The sequence below is a fragment of the Paraburkholderia fungorum genome (assembly GCF_900099835.1).
GTDB classification, from domain to species: domain Bacteria; phylum Pseudomonadota; class Gammaproteobacteria; order Burkholderiales; family Burkholderiaceae; genus Paraburkholderia; species Paraburkholderia fungorum_A.
In genome coordinates, this window is record NZ_FNKP01000001.1 from 3331402 (window position 1) to 3345275 (window position 13874).

The window sequence follows — 13874 nt, forward strand, 5'->3', positions numbered from 1 at the left end:
TCGGCGATGAACGACGTTTCCCAGTCGACGGTGATTCTGAAACCCGCATCGGCCCGCCAGGCATTCGATTTCGACGTGACGATTGTCGGCGCCGGTCCGGTGGGGCTGGCGCTGGCCGGCTGGCTCGCGCGCCGCAGCGTGACGCGAGAGCTGAAGATCGCGCTGATCGACGCACGCGAGCCGGAAGATTCGATCGCCGATCCGCGGGCAATCGCCGTGTCGCAAGGCAGCCGGATGATTCTGGAGCCGCTGCGCTGGCCCGCCGACGCTACCGCGATCCAGCGCATTCACGTTTCGCAGCGTGGTCACTTTGGCCGCACGCTGATCGATCACAGCGAGCATGGCCTGCCTGCGCTCGGCTATGTGCTGCGCTACGGGTCGATCGTGCACGGGCTCGCCGAGGCTGTACACGCAAGCCCGGTGCACTGGTTCCGCTCGACGTCGGCGTCCACGCCGGTCCAGGAGGACGACGGCGTCACGCTGCCGATCGAAACCGCCGGCGTCACGCGTCGGCTGCGGACGCGGATTCTGGTGAATGCGGAAGGCGGCCTGTTCGGCGATCAGAAGTCGGGCAAGCGGAGCGCACACGGCGCCGATGATGCCGACAACGGCAAGGACACCGACGCCGACGCGATCGCCGACAAGAACGCCCGTAGCACGAAGCCAACCACCGGCGCCCGCGACTACGGCCAAACCGCGCTGGTCGGCACCGTCACCGTTTCGGCGCCGCAGCCGCATGTCGCGTGGGAGCGCTTCACGTCGCAAGGTCCGATCGCGTTGCTGCCGATGGGCGGCGTGCGCGGGGCGGATTACGCGCTGGTCTGGTGCTGCGCGCCCGACGAAGCCGCGCGCCGCTCGCAACTCTCCGACGACGAATTCCTGCGCGAACTCGGCGCAGCATTCGGCGACCGCATGGGCCGCTTCACGCAGATTCGCGGCCGCGCGTCGTTCCCATTGGGGCTGAACGCGGTCGATACGCTGGTGAACGGCCACATCGTCGCCATCGGCAATGCGGCGCAGACGCTGCATCCGGTGGCGGGTCAGGGCCTCAATCTGGGTTTGCGCGATGCGCATGCGCTGGCCGACGCGTTGTCGGCGGAAGGCCCCACGCCGGTTGCGCTCGCCACGTTCGCCCAACGCCGTGCGCTCGACCGCCGCATGACGATCGGCGCCACCGACACGCTCGCGCGCCTCTTCACGGTCGATTCGACCCCGCTCGCGATCATGCGCGGCCTGGCGCTCACCGCGCTCGAATTCGTGCCGCCCGTGAAAACCGCGCTCGCCCGCCAGATGATGTTCGGCCAACGTCGCTGAACACGCCGTCCGCGCTCGCGGCGCTGCCTTTTTAAGCAGCCAGAAGAAAGCTCCGCGAGCGCCGCCAACTCTATGAAATCGGCCACTTTCATAGAAGATTTAATGAGTTACGACCGACTCAAGTCCGATGCCGGCTAGCTGTTAACGCTAAAATAGCGGTTTTCCCTCGCATTTCGCGGTTCTCCGATTGTCAAAAAATCGACGGTCGGTTACGCGCGCGTCCACGTCATGCCCACTCTCGGCTCCCACAATCTGCGTAATAACCTGTTCGTCGCGCCCATGGCCGGCGTGACCGACCGTCCGTTCCGGCAACTGTGCAAACGGCTGGGCGCGGGCTATGCGGTATCGGAAATGGTCGCGTCGAACGCACAATTGTGGAAAAGCGAAAAGACCATGCGCCGCGCGAATCACACCGGCGAGGTCGAGCCGATTTCCGTGCAGATCGCCGGCGCCGATCCGGCGATGATGGCCGAAGCGGCCCGCTACAACGTGGCGAACGGCGCGCAGATCATCGACATCAACATGGGTTGTCCAGCCAAGAAGGTCTGCAACGTGGCGGCGGGTTCCGCGCTGCTGCAGAACGAGCCGCTGGTGCAGCGCATCGTCGAGGCGGTAGTCGGCGCGGTGGGCGTCGGGCCCGACGCGGTGCCCGTCACGCTGAAAATCCGCACCGGCTGGGACCGCGACAACAAAAATGCGCTTTCAGTCGCGCATCTGGCCGAAAACGCCGGCATTTCGATGCTGACCGTGCACGGCCGTACGCGCGCCGACCTGTACAAGGGCGACGCGGAATACGAGACCATCGCCGCCGTGAAAGCGTCGGTGCGCATTCCGGTCGTCGCCAACGGCGACATTACGTCGCCGCAAAAGGCCCGCGACGTGCTGGCCGCCACCGGCGCCGACGCGATCATGATCGGCCGCGCCGCGCAGGGCCGCCCGTGGCTGTTCCGCGAGATCGAATATTTCCTGCAAACGGGCGAGTTGCTGCCGCCGCCGCGCATCGACGAAATCCAGCAGGTCATGAACGAGCATCTCGAAGATCACTACGAGTTCTACGGGGAATTTACGGGCGTTCGCACTGCGCGTAAGCACATCGGCTGGTACACTCGCGGCCTTTCTGGCGCCAATGTGTTCCGGCATCGCATGAATACGCTGGACACCACGCGCGAACAACTCCTCGCCGTCAACGAGTTCTTTGACGCACAAAAGGCGATCTCAGACCGCCTCGTCTACGTCGACGAATCGCTCGACCAAACGGGCGAGGACCCAACCGACAAACTAGCAGCATGAGCAAGAACAATATCGAACAATCTGTCCGCGACAGCCTGGGAATCTATTTCCAGGATCTCGACGGCTCGAATCCGCATGACGTCTACGACATGGTTATTTCATGCGTAGAAAAACCCCTGCTCGAAGTGGTGCTCGAGCAGGCCGGCGGCAATCAGTCGCTGGCCGCCGAGTATCTCGGCATCAACCGCAATACGCTGCGCAAGAAGCTGCAACAGCACGGTTTGTTGTAGTTTTTCGGCGCCCCGCCACGATTTTCTTCGGCTTTTCGTCTTCATCATGATCAAGCAAGCGCTCATCTCCGTTTCCGACAAGTCAGGCATCGTCGACTTCGCCAAGTCGCTGTCGGACCTCGGCATCAAGATCCTGTCGACCGGCGGCACCGCGAAACTGCTCGCGGACGCAGGCCTCTCCGTCACCGAAGTCGCCGACTACACGGGCTTCCCGGAAATGCTCGACGGGCGCGTGAAAACGCTGCATCCGAAGGTGCACGGCGGCATTCTTGCCCGCCGCGACCTGCCGGAACACATGGCAGCGCTTGAAAAGCACGACATTCCGACCATCGACCTGCTGGTCGTGAATCTGTACCCGTTCGTGCAGACCGTGTCGAAAGAAGAATGCTCGCTCGAAGACGCCATCGAGAACATCGACATTGGCGGCCCGACCATGCTGCGCTCGGCGGCGAAGAATCACCGCGACGTGACCGTCGTGGTCGATCCGGCCGACTACGCAGTCGTGCTCGACGAAATGCGCGCGAACGCCAACGCGGTGTCGTACAAGACGAATTTCCGTCTGGCCACCAAGGTGTACGCGCACACCGCGCAGTACGACGGCGCGATCACCAACTACCTGACGAGCCTGACCGACGAACTGCAGCACTCGTCGCGCAACACGTATCCGGCCACGTTCAACCTCGCTTTCGACAAGGTGCAGGATCTGCGCTACGGCGAAAACCCGCACCAAAGCGCCGCGTTCTATCGCGACCTGAGCGTGCCGGCCGGCGCACTGGCGAACTACAACCAGTTGCAGGGCAAGGAACTGTCGTACAACAACATCGCCGATTCCGACGCAGCGTGGGAATGCGTGAAGACTTTCGACGTGCCGGCCTGCGTGATCGTCAAGCATGCGAATCCGTGCGGCGTGGCAGTGGGCGCGGACGCGAACGAAGCGTATTCGAAGGCGTTCCAGACCGATCCGACCTCGGCGTTCGGCGGCATCATCGCGTTCAACCGCGAAGTGGATGCGGCGGCGGCGCAAGCGGTGGCGAAGCAGTTTGTCGAAGTGCTGATCGCGCCGTCGTTCAGCGCTGAAGCGCGTCAGGTGTTCGCGGCCAAGCAGAACGTGCGTCTGCTGGAAATCGCGCTGGGCGAAGGCCACAACGCGTTCGATCTGAAGCGTGTTGGCGGCGGCCTGCTGGTTCAATCGCTCGATTCGAAGAACGTGCAGCCGGACGAATTGCGTGTCGTGACGAAGCGTCAGCCGACGGCAAAAGAAATGGACGACCTGCTGTTTGCATGGCGCGTGGCGAAGTACGTGAAGTCGAATGCGATCGTGTTCTGCGCGAACGGCATGACGCTTGGCGTCGGCGCGGGTCAGATGAGCCGCGTGGATTCGGCTCGTATCGCGAGCATCAAGGCGCAGAACGCTGGCTTGACGCTGGCGGGTTCGGCGGTGGCGTCGGACGCGTTCTTCCCGTTCCGTGACGGTCTCGACGTGGTTGTTGCCGCGGGCGCGACGTGCGTGATTCAGCCGGGCGGCTCGATGCGCGACGACGAAGTGATCGGCGCCGCGGACGAGCACAACATCGCGATGGTGTTGACCGGCGTGCGGCACTTCCGGCATTGAGATTGGGTCTCGGTGACGGCTGCCTGATTTTTCAGGTAGCGCTGCCGGACCAAAACACGAAGAAAAACAGCCCGATGGAGTTTTCCATCGGGCTGTTTTTTTTGATGGGATGCTTTTGAGGAAGCGAGAGCCGGCTAGCTGGTGATTTGCTCCGGCTAACTGGCCACCGTCGCGGCAGTGACAGTGGCTGGGGCAGCGGCAGTGGCACGGGTCAGTTAGTTGCGATGGCCCGGCTAAGGCGGTTAGTTGCAACATCGACGCTCATCGCAGCTTGAATACGCGCGCACCATCAATCATCATCCGGCTCCTTCCTCGCGTAGCCGTTTTTCACCTCCCGATGCTGACTGATATACGTGCCCAGCCCTCTCCCGCGCAACGCGAGACGCTTCAGCACAGCGACATGCTGCGCGCCGATCCCCTCCTCCGTGTACCAATACACGACACCCGGCCTGAAGCGAACCGCGACGAAATCATCGCCAATTTCATATGCGTCGACGCCTGAGTCGCCGCTGAGATCCCGATAGCGCTTCATCTGCGATCCCCCTGACCATGCGCGCAGCAGTTTTTATTCCGCCGACAACGCTTAACGCCGTCCGTCATCTGGCGCGTTCGTTGTAGTATCGCAAGCACCTTGTTTTTACTGCATTCGCAGCATTTCATGAGAATTCTCGGCATCGACCCCGGCTTGCGCGTCACTGGCTTCGGCGTGATCGATCAAAGCGGCCACAAGCTCAGTTACGTCGCGAGCGGCATCATCAAAACTGCCGACGCCGATCTGCCCTCACGCCTGGGCACTATTTTCGACGGCATATCAACGTTGGTCCGCCAGCATTCGCCGGATCAATCGGCGATCGAAAAAGTGTTCGTCAACGTCAATCCGCAGTCCACGTTGCTGCTCGGCCAGGCGCGCGGCGCGGCGATCTGCGGACTGGTGGCGGGCGGCGTGCCGGTCGCCGAATACACCGCGCTGCAATTGAAGCAGGCCGTGGTGGGCTACGGCCGCGCGACCAAAGAGCAGATGCAGCAGATGGTGGTGCGGCTGCTCAATCTCTCAGGCGTCCCCAGCACCGACGCCGCCGACGCGCTCGGCATGGCTATCTGCCATGCGCACGGAGGCACGACCCTGAGCACGCTGGGAGGAATTGCGCCTTCGCTGGCGAAGAAGGGATTGCGCGTGCGGCGCGGGCGTCTGGTCGGATAACTCGGCGTTATCAGTTGCGGCTCGCAAGCGCCAGGCGGCAAGCGAGTCCCGCAAACACAGTGCCCAGCACATATTGCGGCGCTCGCGACGGCCGCCGCCCTGCCGACAAAGTGCGGCTCAATTTGCTCGCCATCAGAATTACGGTGCCGTTCACGCAGAATCCGATCAGATTCAGCACGGTCGCCAGCATCATGATCTGCAACGCGACGGACCCCGCCTCTGGTCGCACGAATTGCGGAAACAGCGCGAGCACGAAGAGCGCCATTTTCGGATTCAGCAGATTCGTGAAGAGGCCCTGCCGGAAGATCCGGCCAACCGGATACCGCTTCATCGACGCATCCGGCGACAGCACCGTGCGTTGCGCTCGAATCGTTTTCCACGCGAGATACAGCAGATACGCGGCACCCGCAAAACGCACGACGTCGTACGCCAACGGCACGGCGAGAAAGAGTTGCGACAGACCGAACGCCGCTGCCAACGCGTGGCAGTAAGTGCCAGCCTGAATGCCCGCCAGCGACGCAAAGCCCGCCGACCGCCCCTGACTCACACTGCGCGACGCAATCAGCAACATGTCGGGACCGGGCGTAACGGTCAACGCGAGGCACGCGCCGGCAAACAGCGCGAGAGTGGTGAGGCTCAGCATGGAAGCTCCTTCTGGATGAATGGGTCGAGAACCCGCCAAAAGGGACCTCAGTCTATGGTCCCGATATGCGGCGGTCAACGCAATTTCGGCCGCCGCGCCGCTCATTGGCTGCGCTACACTCGCCCTTTCTTTTGAGATTGAATTCGCCATGATCGGTCGCATTGCCGGCGTTCTGCTGGAAAAAAACCCGCCGCATCTGCTCGTCGACTGCAACGGTATCGGTTACGAAGTCGATGTGCCGATGAGCACGTTCTACAACCTGCCCTCCACCGGCGAACGCATCGTCCTGCTCACACAGATGATCGTGCGCGAAGACGCGCATCTGCTATACGGCTTCGGCACCGCCGACGAACGGGCGACCTTCCGCGAACTGCTGAAAATCTCCGGCATTGGCGCACGCATGGCGCTCGCGGTGCTGTCGGGCATGAGCGTGCACGAACTCGCGCAGACCGTCACGATTCAGGACGCGGCGCGCCTGACTCGCGTGCCTGGCATCGGCAAGAAGACGGCGGAGCGGCTGCTCCTCGAACTGAAGGGCAAGCTCGGCGCCGACCTGGGCGCGATGGCGGGCGCGGCGTCGGCATCCGACCATGCTTCCGATATCCTGAACGCATTGCTCGCATTGGGTTACTCCGAAAAAGAAGCGTTGGCCGCGGTCAAGAACGTGCCTGCCGGTACCGGGATTTCCGAGGGCATCAAGCTGGCATTGAAGGCGTTGTCGAAGGGTTGAAGCGAGCGCCGCAAGGCTCATTGCATGAACGTTCGGGCGGCGTGAATAAAGCTTCCCACAAGCCTCGTCCGAACGCACCCTGGCCATTCGGCCGGGTTTCGCCACGGACGGCGCGCGGTACAATGAACCCATGATCGAAACCGACAAACTCGCCGCTGAGCGCATCATCGCGGCCACGCCCGTGTCATCGAACGAAGAAGCGTTCGAGCGCGCGTTGCGCCCGCGTCAGCTCGAAGAATATGTCGGGCAGGAAAAAGTGCGCGGCCAGCTCGAAATCTTCATCGAGGCCGCCAAACGCCGTTCAGAATCGCTCGACCACGTGTTGCTGTTCGGGCCGCCGGGGTTGGGCAAAACCACGCTCGCGCACATCATCGCGCGTGAGATGGGGGTCAATCTACGGCAAACCTCCGGGCCGGTGCTCGAACGCGCGGGCGACCTCGCCGCGCTGCTGACCAACCTCGAAGCAAACGACGTTCTTTTCATCGACGAAATCCATCGGCTCTCGCCGGTCGTCGAAGAAATTCTGTACCCGGCGCTCGAGGACTATCAGATCGACATCATGATCGGTGAAGGACCGGCCGCGCGCAGCGTGAAGCTCGATCTGCAACCGTTCACGCTGGTCGGCGCAACGACGCGCGCGGGCATGCTGACCAATCCGCTGCGCGACCGCTTCGGTATCGTCGCGCGGCTCGAGTTCTATAACTCCGAAGAACTGGCTCGCATCGTCACGCGGTCGGCTTCGCTGCTGAACGCGCAGATTCATCCGGACGGCGCGTTCGAAATCGCCAAGCGTGCACGCGGCACGCCGCGTATCGCGAACCGCCTGCTACGTCGCGTGCGCGATTTCGCCGAAGTGAAAGCCGACGGCAACATCACCGCGCAGGTGGCCGACGCGGCGCTCAAAATGCTCGACGTCGACGGCGTCGGCTTCGACCTGATGGACCGAAAGCTGCTCGAAGCGATCCTGCACAAGTTCGACGGCGGCCCGGTCGGTGTCGACAACCTGGCGGCGGCAATCGGCGAAGAACGCGACACGATCGAAGACGTGCTCGAACCGTATCTGATCCAGCAAGGTTTCCTGCAACGTACGCCGCGCGGCCGCGTCGCCACGCTGCTGACCTACCGGCATTTCGGCCTCTCCGCGCCGGATTCATCGAGCGCGCTGCCAGGCATCTGGGACTCGGCCGCGAAGTGATACAGGCGTAGCGCGAGGCCGATCAGGATGTCCGACCAGACCAGTCAATCCGGCTCGCCCAACGGCATCGCACAATTGCTCACGCGCCGCCTGCGCGCGAAACTCGCCGCCGGTGTCACGCATCTGACGAGCGGCAGCGGCCCCGTACTCGACTACTCGTCGCCGCCAGGAGATCCCGGTCTGTTCGGCCCCGACTCCGTGTGCTGGAAAGTCCACGCCGATTTCACATCGATGATGACCGGCGGAATCAGCGCGCTGCTGCTTCAGGCCTTGCACCCCGTGGCGCTCGCCGGTGTGTGGGATCACTCCACGTTCCGCACCGATATTCTCGGGCGCTTGCGCCGCACCGCTACGTTTATCGCGGGGACGACTTACGGCAACCGGCACGATGCGCTCGCGCTGATAGAACGCGTGAAGCGCATTCATCTCGGCGTGACCGGCGTCGCGCCCGACGGCCGTCCTTATCGTGCCAGCGAGCCCGCGCTGTTGACGTGGGTGCATGTCGCTGAAGTGTCGAGTTTCATGACCGCTCACTTGCGCTACGTGAACCCGCAACTGCCGGTTGCCGCGCAAGACCAGTATTTCGCGGAAACAGCGCGCATCGCCGAAATGCTCGGTGCTTCGGATATTCCCCGCTCGCGCGCTGAGATCGACGCATACCTGCTGGCCATGCAGCCCGAGCTGGTCGCGAGCGGGCGTACTCGCGAACTCGTCAGGATTCTGATGAACGCACCGGCTCCAAGCATTTCCATGCGGCCTGCGGGCGTGTTGATGCTCAATGCCGGTGTCGATCTTCTGCCGGACTGGGCGCAAAACATGTTGGGATTCGAGCGTTACGCAGCGGTTCGTCGTGCGTTGACGCGGCCGGGGGTTAGGCTTGTCGCGCCGATAATTCGCTGGGCGCTGGTGAATGGCGTGTCCAAGCGGGCGCGTCGGCGGGTTGCGGCTGGGGCAAAGGAAGCTGATTGATGCGAGTTCACGGCTGGCCGGAAGCGTAGGCTTTGAGCTTGCGGCCTTGGTGACCTATGAGATGTGCGACAACCGCAAATGGAGCGCGCGGCCTAAGCGCAACCGGCCGAACCCGCTACCGTAAGTCTCTACGCAAGCTGCTCAACGTCTAACGGCAAACGCGCCCCCAACCTCGAAACTCAAACCCACGCTTCGGTCAGAGCCCCGGCTCCGACACTTTCTTCCTGAATCCATCGTCCGCGCCCGGTGCGTCGAGATGCGAGACATCGCCCCACGAAACAATGCTCGCGTGGCCGTCATCGAAATCCACGATATTCACGCTCGTATTCAGCAGCGGGTAATCGCGCGGAGCATCGAGCGGCAATTGGCACGCAAACCGGCGCACGCAATCAAGCACGCCGCCATGCGCAACGCACGCAATCCGACCGCCGGGGTGCGCCGCGATCAGAGGCTCGATTGCATGCACCACGCGATGATAAAACGCGCGCTGCGACTCGCCTTCGGGCGGGCCAAAGCCAGGGTCGCGGGTTTGCCAGTGTGCGTATTCGTCGGGAAAACGCAGCGCGATCTCGTCGCTGTCATGGCCCTGGAACGCGCCGTAATTGCGTTCGCGCAGACCTTCGCGAAGTTGCAGCGTCAAGCCGAGCGCATCGGCGATGGGCTGCGCAGTTTGTTGCGCGCGTTGCAGATCGCTCGAATAGATCGCGTCGAGCCGCGCGCCCTGCTTCGCCTCGTCAGCGATACGGCGTGCGAGGCGCTGCGCCTGCTCCACGCCGGTCGTCGCCAAGGGAATATCGATGTGACCTTGAATGCGCTTGATGCGGTTCCAGTCGGTTTCGCCGTGCCGGATGAACAGAATCTGCGTAGTCATGAGATGGAAGTGGGCGCCGTTCGCCGGTTGCTGGACCATCTGGTCCGAGCCGCTATTGTCGCAAAAAGCGGCTGGAGGGTTGATGTGCGCGCGATAGTGCACATCGGGAGACAGCAAACGAAACGCGCTTCGATACAACGGGAAGCCGAGGTAAAACTCAGGCGTTCGTCTGCAACCAGAACGTGACTGGCCCGTCGTTGACGAGCGAAACCTGCATATCCGCGCCGAACTCGCCGGTTTCGACGATGGGATGCTTCCCGCGCGCCGCTGCTACAAAGTAATCGAACAGGCGCTTGCCCTCGTCCGGCGGCGCAGCTGGCGTGAAACTCGGTCGCAGACCGCTGTTGGTATCAGCGGCCAGCGTGAATTGCGACACGAGCAGCAGTCCACCCGCGCGCCCTGCGCCATCGAGATTCTGCACGGAGAGATTCATCTTGCCCGCCGCGTCGCTGAACACGCGGTAGCCGAGCACCTTGGCGAGCAGCCGGTCGGCGGCCGCCTCGGTGTCGCCGCGCTCGGCGCAAACCAGCGCGAGCAGTCCGGCTTCGATCGCGCCGGTCACCCGGTCGGCGACGCGCACTTCGGCACGCCGCACGCGTTGGATCAGCGCGATCATCGGCGATTCGAGCGTGAACGCGACATCAGGCCGTCAGCGTGACGCGTGCGAAGCGGCGCTTGCCGACCTGCACGGTGTACTCGCCCGCGTCGACCTTCAGGCCTTTGTCCGACACCGTCGTGCCGTCGATCTTCACGCCGCCCTGCTCGATATTGCGCAGCGCTTCGCTGGTCGACGGCACCAGGTTCGCCTGCTTCAGCAACTGACCGATAGCCAGCGGCGCGCCGGCGAGCGTCACGGCCGGAATGTCGTCCGGCACGCCGCCCTTCGCGCGATGGTTGAAGTCCTCGAGCGCACGCTCGGCATCGGCTTGCGAGTGGAAGCGCGCGACGATTTCCTGGCCGAGCAGCACCTTGAAATCGCGCGGATTGCGGCCCGCTTCGATCTCTTTTTTGAAGCCTGCGATTTCGTCCATCGGACGGAACGACAGCAGTTCGAAGTAACGCCACATCAGCACATCGGAAATGCTCATCAGCTTGCCGAACATGTCGTTCGGTTTTTCGCTGATACCGATGTAGTTGTTCTTCGACTTCGACATCTTTTCGACGCCGTCGAGGCCTTCGAGCAACGGCATCGTCAGGATGCACTGCTGTTCCTGGCCGTACTGCTTCTGCAACTCGCGACCCACCAGCAGGTTGAACTTCTGGTCGGTGCCGCCGAGTTCGAGGTCCGCATTCAGCGCGACCGAGTCGTAGCCTTGCATTAGCGGGTACAGGAACTCGTGAATCGAGATCGGCACGCCGCCCTGGAAGCGCTTGGTGAAATCTTCACGCTCGAGAATGCGCGCGACCGTGTAGCGCGACGCGAGCTTGATCATGCCGTCGGCGCCGAGCGGCATCGACCATTCGCTGTTGTAGCGGATTTCCGTCTTGTCGCGGTCGAGCACGAGTGCGGCCTGCTCGAAATACGTTTTCGCATTCGACTCGATCTGCTCGCGCGTGAGCGGCGGGCGCGTCGCGTTACGGCCCGACGGATCGCCGATCAGCGACGTGAAATCGCCGATCAGGAAAATCACCGTGTGACCGAGATCCTGCAACTGGCGCATCTTGTTCAGCACGACCGTATGGCCGATGTGGATGTCAGGTGCAGTCGGATCGAGCCCGAGCTTGATGCGCAAAGGCTTGCCAGTCGCCTGGCTGCGCGCGAGTTTTTGCGCGAATTCGTCTTCGATCAGCAGCTCGTCGACACCGCGTTTGGTGACGGCGAGCGCGTGCCGGACTTCGTCGGTGATCGGAAGGGCGGGCGCTGAATTGGGCTTGGTGGACTCGGTGCTCATGCTGGAAACGTGAAGTCGCGAAAAAACAGGATTGTCCCATAGATGCAGACCGCCGCGCCCACTGACTCGGACGCAAACGGTCCGCAGGCGCGCGATTTCTGCACAGAGAGCCACGGTCATGGCGTTTCGGCGCTTAAATTCGACCGCGTTCGCGTCGATAATCTGCTAAAACGGATCGCAACGAACCCTCGACAGGAGCAGCAACGTGGCGCAAGACACGGCAGACGGCATCTACTTCGGACTGATGTCCGGCACGAGCATGGACGGAGTGGACGGAATCGCCGTCAGGTTCGCCGAAGGGCGCCCGCCCGAGGTGCTGGCCGAGGCCTTCGTCGGCTTCGCGGCGGGTTTGCGCGACGCGCTGTTCGCGCTGCAACAGCCGGGCGACAACGAAATCGAGCGCGAGGCGCTGGCGGCTAACGCCCTCGCCACGCGCTACACCGTTTGCTGCCACGAACTGCTGCGCGGCATCCACGTTTCCGCATCGGAAGTTCGGGCGATCGGCGTGCATGGGCAGACCGTGCGGCATCGGCCGGAAAAGGGTTATACGAGGCAGATCAACAACCCGTCGCTGCTCGCGGAAATGATGCACATCGACGTGGTCGCCGATTTCCGCAGCCGCGACGTCGCGGCCGGCGGTCAGGGCGCGCCGCTCGTGCCCGCCTTTCATGCGACGGTGTTTGGTGCGAAAGACGAGACGCGGGTGGTCTGCAATCTCGGCGGGATCAGCAATATCACGATTCTGAACGCGACCGGCAGCGTGCGCGGTTTCGACTGCGGGCCCGCAAACGCATTACTCGACGAATGGGCGCAGCGCCATCTCGGCAAGCCGTTCGACGAAAACGGGCATTTCGCGGCGGGTGGCCAGGTGGATCGCACGTTGCTGAATGCTTTGCTCGACGAACCGTTTTTCTCGCAACAGCCGCCCAAAAGCACCGGGCGCGACCTGTTCAATGCCGAATGGCTCGACGCAAAGCTCCAGCCGTTCGCCAACCTCGATCCCGCTGATGTCCAGGCGACGCTGGTCGCGCTGACGGCCGTGACCGTTGCGCGCGAAATCGAGCGACATGCGTCGGACGCGCGGGCGGTTTATGTCTGCGGCGGCGGGGCCCGCAATCCTGAGATCCTGAGGGCGTTGCAGCAGGCGCTAGAGGATAGTGGCGTAAGCGGCGTGCCCGTCTTGACGACCGATGCGCTCGGCGTGCCGCCAAACCAGGTCGAGCCGCTGGCCTTCGCCTGGCTGGCGATGCGTTGCGTGGCGCGTCTGCCGGGCAATTTGCCTGCCGTCACGGGGGCGTCTGCGGAACGCGTGCTGGGGGCAATTTATCCGCGGTGATACTTCGGGAATCGCGCCGTAGTATGGCGTAGAGACAATAAAAAACGGGACCTCGCGGTCCCGTTTTTTTGCACAACCAGTTGCTTAATCAGCCATCAAACCGAGAACGACGAGCCGCAACCACAGGTGGTCGAAGCGTTCGGGTTCTTGATGACAAACTGCGCACCATTGATGTCGTCCTTGTAATCGATCTCAGCGCCGACCAGATACTGGTAGCTCATCGAGTCGATCAGCAGCTGGACGCCGCTCTTGTTCATGACGGTGTCGTCTTCATTGACGGCTTCGTCGAACGTAAAACCGTACTGAAAGCCCGAGCAGCCGCCGCCCTGCACGAAAACGCGCAGTTTGAGGTCCGCATTGCCTTCTTCTTCGATCAGTTGCTTGACCTTGTCAGCCGCTGCGTCGGTAAAAACGAAGGGGGCGGGCATCTCGGTCACGGGTGTATCGGTGACTGCGTTCATTCGAACTCTCCAAAAAGCTTCTAACCGCTATTGTAGGGCTGTTCTCAATATCGTGCTGAAGCCCACAAACGCAATGGGTGCTTTGAGCAAAATCAATGCATTACAAGATTGTCGCCACAAAGCTGACCTG

At 62.7% G+C, this 13874-nt stretch carries 15 protein-coding genes; 9 read left to right on the forward strand and 6 right to left on the reverse strand.

All coding sequences use genetic code 11. The annotated features are described in order from the left end of the window. The first annotated feature begins 6 nt into the window (after positions 1-6). The 4 genes from BLS41_RS14740 to purH all read left to right on the forward strand — a co-directional run bounded on the left by BLS41_RS14740 (position 7) and on the right by purH (position 4446). Positions 7-1314, forward strand: coding sequence for a UbiH/UbiF/VisC/COQ6 family ubiquinone biosynthesis hydroxylase (locus BLS41_RS14740; RefSeq protein ID WP_074765695.1), 1308 nt, complete (start codon positions 7-9; stop codon positions 1312-1314). A gap of 228 nt (positions 1315-1542) precedes the next feature. After that, positions 1543-2604, forward strand: a complete 1062-nt coding sequence (gene dusB / locus BLS41_RS14745; RefSeq protein ID WP_074765697.1) for a tRNA dihydrouridine synthase DusB — start codon at positions 1543-1545, stop codon at positions 2602-2604. Beyond that, positions 2601-2834: a Fis family transcriptional regulator gene (locus BLS41_RS14750; protein WP_006049915.1), complete on the forward strand. Its 234-nt coding sequence runs from the start codon at positions 2601-2603 to the stop codon at positions 2832-2834. The genes dusB and BLS41_RS14750 overlap by 4 nt, the downstream gene beginning before the upstream one ends. A gap of 46 nt (positions 2835-2880) precedes the next feature. Then, positions 2881-4446, forward strand: coding sequence for a bifunctional phosphoribosylaminoimidazolecarboxamide formyltransferase/IMP cyclohydrolase (gene purH / locus BLS41_RS14755; protein ID WP_074765699.1), 1566 nt, complete (start codon positions 2881-2883; stop codon positions 4444-4446). A gap of 289 nt (positions 4447-4735) precedes the next feature. Here purH and BLS41_RS14760 read toward each other — a convergent pair whose 3' ends face one another. Continuing rightward, positions 4736-4978: a hypothetical protein gene (locus tag BLS41_RS14760; RefSeq protein WP_074765701.1), complete on the reverse strand. Its 243-nt coding sequence runs from the start codon at positions 4976-4978 to the stop codon at positions 4736-4738. Positions 4979-5104: 126 nt separating this feature from the next. On the opposite strand from BLS41_RS14760, the gene ruvC reads away from it, so the two are divergent. Beyond that, on the forward strand, positions 5105-5647 hold the full coding sequence (gene ruvC / locus BLS41_RS14765) for a crossover junction endodeoxyribonuclease RuvC (RefSeq protein ID WP_074766555.1): 543 nt from the start codon (positions 5105-5107) through the stop codon (positions 5645-5647). A 10-nt stretch (positions 5648-5657) separates the two neighbouring features. On the opposite strand, the gene BLS41_RS14770 is transcribed toward ruvC, so the two are convergent. Next, complete coding sequence (locus BLS41_RS14770; RefSeq protein ID WP_074765703.1) at positions 5658-6290, reverse strand: LysE family translocator; 633 nt, start codon at positions 6288-6290, stop codon at positions 5658-5660. Positions 6291-6438: 148 nt separating this feature from the next. Here BLS41_RS14770 and ruvA point away from each other — a divergent pair, with 148 nt between their 5' ends. From ruvA to BLS41_RS14785, 3 genes are all read left to right on the forward strand, one after another. Then, positions 6439-7020 carry a Holliday junction branch migration protein RuvA gene (ruvA, locus tag BLS41_RS14775; RefSeq protein ID WP_074765705.1) on the forward strand — a complete coding sequence of 194 codons (582 nt, stop codon included), beginning with the start codon at positions 6439-6441 and terminating at the stop codon, positions 7018-7020. Between the two features lie 130 nt (positions 7021-7150). Next, positions 7151-8215, forward strand: coding sequence for a Holliday junction branch migration DNA helicase RuvB (ruvB, locus tag BLS41_RS14780; RefSeq protein ID WP_074765706.1), 1065 nt, complete (start codon positions 7151-7153; stop codon positions 8213-8215). Positions 8216-8242: 27 nt separating this feature from the next. Beyond that, positions 8243-9184 carry an oxygenase MpaB family protein gene (locus BLS41_RS14785; protein WP_074765708.1) on the forward strand — a complete coding sequence of 314 codons (942 nt, stop codon included), beginning with the start codon at positions 8243-8245 and terminating at the stop codon, positions 9182-9184. Between the two features lie 196 nt (positions 9185-9380). Here BLS41_RS14785 and BLS41_RS14790 read toward each other — a convergent pair whose 3' ends face one another. The 3 genes from BLS41_RS14790 to tyrS form a co-directional block, all read right to left on the reverse strand. Then, the gene (locus BLS41_RS14790) at positions 9381-10055 is read right to left on the reverse strand and encodes a histidine phosphatase family protein (RefSeq protein ID WP_074765710.1); all 675 of its coding nucleotides are present in this window, start codon (positions 10053-10055) and stop codon (positions 9381-9383) included. A gap of 157 nt (positions 10056-10212) precedes the next feature. Continuing rightward, a complete protein-coding gene (gene dtd / locus BLS41_RS14795) occupies positions 10213-10671 on the reverse strand; it encodes a D-aminoacyl-tRNA deacylase (protein WP_074765712.1) in 459 nt (152 codons plus the stop codon). A gap of 25 nt (positions 10672-10696) precedes the next feature. Beyond that, the gene (gene tyrS / locus BLS41_RS14800) at positions 10697-11947 is read right to left on the reverse strand and encodes a tyrosine--tRNA ligase (protein ID WP_074765714.1); all 1251 of its coding nucleotides are present in this window, start codon (positions 11945-11947) and stop codon (positions 10697-10699) included. Positions 11948-12152: 205 nt separating this feature from the next. On the opposite strand from tyrS, the gene BLS41_RS14805 reads away from it, so the two are divergent. Then, positions 12153-13283, forward strand: coding sequence for an anhydro-N-acetylmuramic acid kinase (locus BLS41_RS14805; RefSeq protein WP_074765716.1), 1131 nt, complete (start codon positions 12153-12155; stop codon positions 13281-13283). 95 nt (positions 13284-13378) lie between these two features. On the opposite strand, the gene erpA is transcribed toward BLS41_RS14805, so the two are convergent. Then, the gene (gene erpA / locus BLS41_RS14810; RefSeq protein ID WP_029968241.1) at positions 13379-13744 is read right to left on the reverse strand and encodes an iron-sulfur cluster insertion protein ErpA; all 366 of its coding nucleotides are present in this window, start codon (positions 13742-13744) and stop codon (positions 13379-13381) included. Positions 13745-13874: the final 130 nt, after the last annotated feature.

Excerpts from the sequence above, each read along its gene's own strand:
- BLS41_RS14740 (WP_074765695.1), top strand. The coding sequence starts at position 7 with ATGAACGACGTTTCCCAGTCGACGGTGATTCTGAAACCCGCATCGGCC.
- BLS41_RS14770 (WP_074765703.1), bottom strand. The coding sequence starts at position 6,290 with ATGCTGAGCCTCACCACTCTCGCGCTGTTTGCCGGCGCGTGCCTCGCG.
- BLS41_RS14790 (WP_074765710.1), bottom strand. The coding sequence starts at position 10,055 with ATGACTACGCAGATTCTGTTCATCCGGCACGGCGAAACCGACTGGAAC.
- ruvB (WP_074765706.1), top strand. The coding sequence starts at position 7,151 with ATGATCGAAACCGACAAACTCGCCGCTGAGCGCATCATCGCGGCCACG.
- purH (WP_074765699.1), top strand. The coding sequence starts at position 2,881 with ATGATCAAGCAAGCGCTCATCTCCGTTTCCGACAAGTCAGGCATCGTC.
- dtd (WP_074765712.1), bottom strand. The coding sequence starts at position 10,671 with ATGATCGCGCTGATCCAACGCGTGCGGCGTGCCGAAGTGCGCGTCGCC.
- dusB (WP_074765697.1), top strand. The coding sequence starts at position 1,543 with ATGCCCACTCTCGGCTCCCACAATCTGCGTAATAACCTGTTCGTCGCG.
- BLS41_RS14760 (WP_074765701.1), bottom strand. The coding sequence starts at position 4,978 with ATGAAGCGCTATCGGGATCTCAGCGGCGACTCAGGCGTCGACGCATAT.
- erpA (WP_029968241.1), bottom strand. The coding sequence starts at position 13,744 with ATGAACGCAGTCACCGATACACCCGTGACCGAGATGCCCGCCCCCTTC.
- ruvC (WP_074766555.1), top strand. The coding sequence starts at position 5,105 with ATGAGAATTCTCGGCATCGACCCCGGCTTGCGCGTCACTGGCTTCGGC.
- BLS41_RS14750 (WP_006049915.1), top strand. The coding sequence starts at position 2,601 with ATGAGCAAGAACAATATCGAACAATCTGTCCGCGACAGCCTGGGAATC.
- ruvA (WP_074765705.1), top strand. The coding sequence starts at position 6,439 with ATGATCGGTCGCATTGCCGGCGTTCTGCTGGAAAAAAACCCGCCGCAT.
- BLS41_RS14785 (WP_074765708.1), top strand. The coding sequence starts at position 8,243 with ATGTCCGACCAGACCAGTCAATCCGGCTCGCCCAACGGCATCGCACAA.
- tyrS (WP_074765714.1), bottom strand. The coding sequence starts at position 11,947 with ATGAGCACCGAGTCCACCAAGCCCAATTCAGCGCCCGCCCTTCCGATC.